We start from the raw sequence: 5,114 nt of genomic DNA on the forward strand, positions 1-5,114 counted from the left end.
GTTTGGAACAGTGGCCGTTTGGAACAGTGGCCAAGACTGGCAAATTATGGTGATATAAAATCTTCGCATTAAAATCGACAAGATTAGGTAAAGAGGCTGAGTGCAGCATATAAAAAGCAACAACAACCAATTCCAAATATTATCAACCTAAACCTAAAATTATCGTATGAAAAAAAACAGTTTACTTTTAACAGGGCTATTCTGTGCCTGCCTGTTCGCCCTATCTTGTAAAAAGGCCGAAGTATTACAACCAGAGGAAAAAACCTTCTCTATTAACAAAAAATTAGCTACAACCAACATTATTACCCAAAGCCGCAATGTAAATGTTGTTTATTTTGTACCTAACGACCTCGATACCCTTGCGGGTTATAGAAAAAGGTTGAGCGATCTTTTATTATGGACACAAGATTGGTACAAACAAGAAATGAACCGCAATGGTTATGGCAATAAAACATTTGGCCTTGCTGATGATGGCACAGGAAATGTAAAAATCCTAACCATTAGAGGAACGTTGCCAAAAGCAAGTTATCCATATTCTGGAGGTAGCGGCGCAGTGGCAAGCGAAGTAAACGCTTATTTTGCTGCGCACCCCGCAGATAAAACCAGCGATCATACCTTGATCATTATTCCAAGATATTCTATCGGCACTGATGGTACACCAAGCGGAGGTCCGTTTTATGGTACCGGCAGATGGTGTTACGCGCTGGATTATGAAGAAATGGACATTGCAAATCTTGGCTTAAGCACTACCGTCGGCAACCGCTTCAGTGTTTGGTTTGGAGGCATGGTACATGAACTTGGTCATGGATTAAATCTACCGCACAACAGACAGAAAGTTTCTGAAAACTCAACTTTAGGTATGGCATTAATGTGGGCAGGTAATGGAACCTTAGGAAAAAGCCCTACATTTTTAACCGCTGCAGACGCGGCTATTTTAAATGCCAATCAGGTTTTCAATAATAACGCTAACACCTATTACGGTTCGGTAACCAGCAGCATTAATAAAATATACGCCAGCTACTCCAGCACTTTGGCTTCTATAGTGGTATCAGGTAAATTTACTTCAATCGGTAATGTAACCAGCATTTTATACTATAATGATCCGAATGTAAACAATGAAGGTACAGGTGTAAACCATGATTATAATGCCATTACGTGGGAATCGAAGAAAATCGGCACAGATAGCTTTAGGGTTGTAATGCCAATTGCCGATTTGCAGGAAAAAGCCGATGGTATTCCATACGAACTGAAAGTTAAATTGGTACATGACAATGGAACCGTAACCGAACAGATTTATGCTTATAYTTTTTCAGGAGGCTTACCAGTATTAAATTTTTCAACGAAAAATGAGTTAAGCAAAACAGGGTGGAGTATTGCTTCATTTAGTTCTGAAGAAACCAGCGGCGAAGGTGCTACAAATGGCAGGGCGATCAGATTAATCGACGGAAACGCAAGTACTTACTGGCATTCGAGATGGAGCAGCTCAGCAACAAGCTATCCACATACTATAGTAATTAATTTAGGAGCTTCAAAAACCGCAACAGGTTTAAGTTTAACACAGAGAAGTGGTTTAAGCAGGGCTGTGAAAAACTTTGAACTACTAACGAGTACAGATGGCGTAAACTTCACTTCTGTTAGCAATTATGTAGCTCAAAATATAAATGGTCCGCAGTACTTTGAGTTTGGAAGCGCCAAAACATTCCAGTATTTTAAAGTTATTTTAAATTCAGCACAGGATGGCCTACAGTTTGCCAGTCTTGCAGAATTGGGATTATATTAGATTTTCAAAACCAAACAACAAAAAAGGTCCCGATTTTACATCGGGACCTTTTTTAAATATGATTATCGCCTAAGCGAAAATTTCTATTTTACTGCATCAATTACAGCTTTGAAAGCTTCTGGATGATTCATTGCTAAATCAGCCAATACTTTACGGTTTAAACCGATTTCTTTAGAAGCTAGTTTACCAATTAATTGAGAGTAAGAAATACCGTGCTGACGAGCACCTGCATTAATACGTTGGATCCATAATCCGCGGAATTCTCTTTTCTTAACTTTACGGTCACGGTATGCATATTGCAAACCTTTTTCTACTGTGTTTTTAGCAACAGTATAAACCTTACTTCTTGCTCCCCAATAGCCTTTGGCTAGATTAAGGATTTTTTTTCTTCTTCTTCTCGAAGCTACTGCGTTTACCGAACGTGGCATGTTGTTGTTGTTTTTTGGCAAGCGGCGTTCCGTTTAACCGGAAACTTAAAGCCTGATACCTGGTGAATTAATAAATTACTTTCCGATACAAAGCATACGTTTAACGTTACCCATATCAGCATCAGATACGATACTTGCTTGACCTAAGGCACGTTTACGTTTAGTGCTCATCTTTGTTAAGATGTGACTTTTGTATGCGTTGTTTCTTTTGATTTTACCTGTTCCAGTAAGCGAAAAACGCTTTTTAGCACTGGAATTGGTTTTCATTTTTGGCATAACCTGTTTTTTAATTTATAAACCTATTTTTATTTTTTTGCTACTTTAGGCGCAACTGTTAGGAACATCCGTTTACCTTCTAACTTAGGTAACAACTCTACTTTTCCTACATCTTCTAAAGCCTGAGCGAATTTTAACAATAAAATTTCTCCCTGCTCTTTGTAAACAATTGCTCTACCTTTAAAATGCACATAAGCTCTAACTTTCTCACCGTTCTCTAAAAAGCTTACTGCATGCTTCAATTTAAACTGGAAATCGTGATCGTTGGTGTTAGGACCAAAACGGATCTCCTTAATTACAGTTTGTTTTGCATTAGCTTTAATTTCTTTCTGCTTTTTCTTCTGCTCGTAAACAAATTTACTGTAATCAATAATTCTACAAACTGGTGGTACGGCATTTGGAGATATTTCTACCAAATCCAATTCCAGTTCATCAGCAAGTGCCAAAGCTTTTGCCAAAGGATAAATCCCCGGTTCAACATTATCGCCAGCTAAACGCACTTCGGGCGATTTAATATACTGATTAATGTTATGCTCTGCTTCTTTTTTCTTAAAAGGTGGACGTGGTCCCCTGTTAAATCCTGGTCTTCCTAATGCCAAATTTGTACTATTTAATTTAAACTGTTATTTCTTTTCTTAATAAATTGTTGAACTCTTCCAACGTCATTTCGCCTAAATCTCCCTCACCATGTTTGCGGACAGAAACTTTTCCTTCTGCCATTTCCYTATCACCGATAATGAGCATGTATGGGATCTTTTTAACTTCCGAATCGCGTATTTTGCGACCGATTTTCTCATCACGAAAGTCAATCAGCCCGCGAATATCGGAATTATTTAGTTCATCTAAAACTTTTTTTGCATATTCTTCATATTTTTCTGAAATAGGAAGAACAATAAATTGCTCCGGACTTAACCATAACGGGAAGTTTCCGGCACAATGTTCGATCAAAACAGCAATAAATCTTTCTAATGAACCAAATGGTGCACGGTGAATCATTACTGGTCTGTGCTTCTGGTTATCGCTACCAGTGTATTCCAATTCGAAACGCTCTGGTAAATTATAATCAACCTGAATAGTACCTAACTGCCATTTTCTACCTAAAGCATCTTTCACCATAAAATCGAGCTTAGGGCCATAGAAAGCGGCTTCGCCATATTCTACAACAGTATTTAAGCCTTTTTCTGCAGCTGCTTCGATAATGGCATTTTCAGATAGTCTCCAATTTTCGTCAGAACCAATATATTTCGATTTGTTCTCCGGGTCTCTTAATGAAACCTGAGCAGTATAGTTATCAAAACCTAATGATTTAAATACATAAAGCACCAAGTCGATTACTTTTTTAAACTCTTCTTTCACCTGTTCTGGCATACAGAATAAGTGTGCATCATCTTGAGTAAAGCCACGTACACGGGTTAACCCATGTAATTCGCCACTTTGTTCGTAACGGTAAACCGTGCCAAACTCGGCAAAACGAACCGGAAGATCTTTATAAGAACGAGGTTTTGTTTTGTAAATCTCACAGTGGTGAGGGCAGTTCATCGGTTTTAGGAAGAACTCCTCTCCTTCTTGTGGCGTTTTAATTGGTTGGAAGGAATCTTTACCGTATTTCTCCCAGTGACCTGAGGTTACATATAAATTTTTGTGTCCGATATGTGGTGTTACTACTTGCTCGTAGCCTGCTTTAGCCTGTGCTTTAGTTAAAAAGTTCACCAAGCGCTCGCGCAAAGCAGTTCCTTTAGGCAGCCATAAAGGCAAGCCCATTCCTACTTTTTCTGAGAAAGCAAATAACTCCAGCTCTTTCCCTAATTTACGGTGATCGCGTTTTTTTGCTTCCTCAATCATTAAAAGATATTCAGTAAGCTCGCTCGCCTTAGGGAAAGTTACCCCATAAATACGGGTTAATTGTTTTTTGGTTTCATCGCCTCGCCAGTAAGCACCAGCTACATTCATCAGTTTTACTGCCTTCACAAAACCAGTATTCGGAATATGTGGGCCACGGCATAAATCGGTAAATGAACCTTGGGTATAGAAAGTAATCTTACCATCTTCCAGGCCATCAATTAAATCCAATTTGTACTCATCGCCTTTTTCGGTAAAATATTTTACCGCATCAGCTTTGCTCACACTTTCGCGTACAAAAGTTTCCTTTTGCTTAGCCAGTTCGATCATTTTGGTTTCGATGGCCTTGAAATCGTCCGAAGAAAATTCACGGTCGCCAAAGTCTACATCATAATAAAAACCAGTTTCGATAGCTGGGCCGATACCGAATTTGGTACCCGGATAAAGTGCTTCTAAAGCCTCAGCCATTAAGTGAGCTGATGAATGCCAAAAAGTCGATTTTCCGGCAGTATCATTCCAGGTCAATAATTTTACTGATGAATCAGATTCGATTGGTCTTATTGAATCCCAAACTTCGCCATTAACCTCAGCGGCTAATACGTTACGGGCCAAGCCCTCAGAAATTGACAATGCAATTTGGTGGGCAGAAGTGCCCTTTTCATACTGACGGACAGAACCGTCAGGTAAAGTAATGTTAATCATCTACAACTATGATTTAAATTTTAAATAAAAAAGTTTTAAAGATCACTTACAATGTGATTTTATTTTGTGCAAAGGTACGAAATTTATCC

Annotated in this window: 5 protein-coding genes; 1 reads left to right on the plus strand and 4 read right to left on the minus strand. The window is 38.7% G+C overall.

The features are described 5' to 3' along the window. Window positions 1-166: 166 nt before the first annotated feature. A complete protein-coding gene (locus AC1DPQ_RS17115) occupies window positions 167-1,780 on the plus strand; it encodes a discoidin domain-containing protein (protein WP_477610341.1) in 1,614 nt (537 codons plus the stop codon). A gap of 83 nt (window positions 1,781-1,863) precedes the next feature. Here the strand turns inward: AC1DPQ_RS17115 and rplT are convergent, their stop codons facing one another. The 4 genes from rplT to thrS form a co-directional block, all read right to left on the minus strand. Further along, a complete protein-coding gene (gene rplT, locus AC1DPQ_RS17120; protein ID WP_025144714.1) occupies window positions 1,864-2,208 on the minus strand; it encodes a 50S ribosomal protein L20 in 345 nt (114 codons plus the stop codon). A 75-nt stretch (window positions 2,209-2,283) separates the two neighbouring features. Then, window positions 2,284-2,484 carry a 50S ribosomal protein L35 gene (gene rpmI / locus AC1DPQ_RS17125; RefSeq protein ID WP_029279105.1) on the minus strand — a complete coding sequence of 67 codons (201 nt, stop codon included), beginning with the start codon at window positions 2,482-2,484 and terminating at the stop codon, window positions 2,284-2,286. Between the two features lie 29 nt (window positions 2,485-2,513). Continuing rightward, window positions 2,514-3,083 carry a translation initiation factor IF-3 gene (gene infC, locus AC1DPQ_RS17130; protein ID WP_051691975.1) on the minus strand — a complete coding sequence of 190 codons (570 nt, stop codon included), beginning with the start codon at window positions 3,081-3,083 and terminating at the stop codon, window positions 2,514-2,516. A gap of 16 nt (window positions 3,084-3,099) precedes the next feature. After that, on the minus strand, window positions 3,100-5,025 hold the full coding sequence (thrS, locus tag AC1DPQ_RS17135) for a threonine--tRNA ligase (RefSeq protein WP_477610342.1): 1,926 nt from the start codon (window positions 5,023-5,025) through the stop codon (window positions 3,100-3,102). Window positions 5,026-5,114: the final 89 nt, after the last annotated feature.

The sequence above is a fragment of the Pedobacter sp. 01T416_2 genome, from assembly GCF_056398925.1.

Coding starts and splice junctions, on each gene's coding strand:
- rplT (WP_025144714.1), bottom strand. CDS start 2,208: ATGCCACGTTCGGTAAACGCAGTAGCTTCGAGAAGAAGAAGAAAAAAA.
- rpmI (WP_029279105.1), bottom strand. CDS start 2,484: ATGCCAAAAATGAAAACCAATTCCAGTGCTAAAAAGCGTTTTTCGCTT.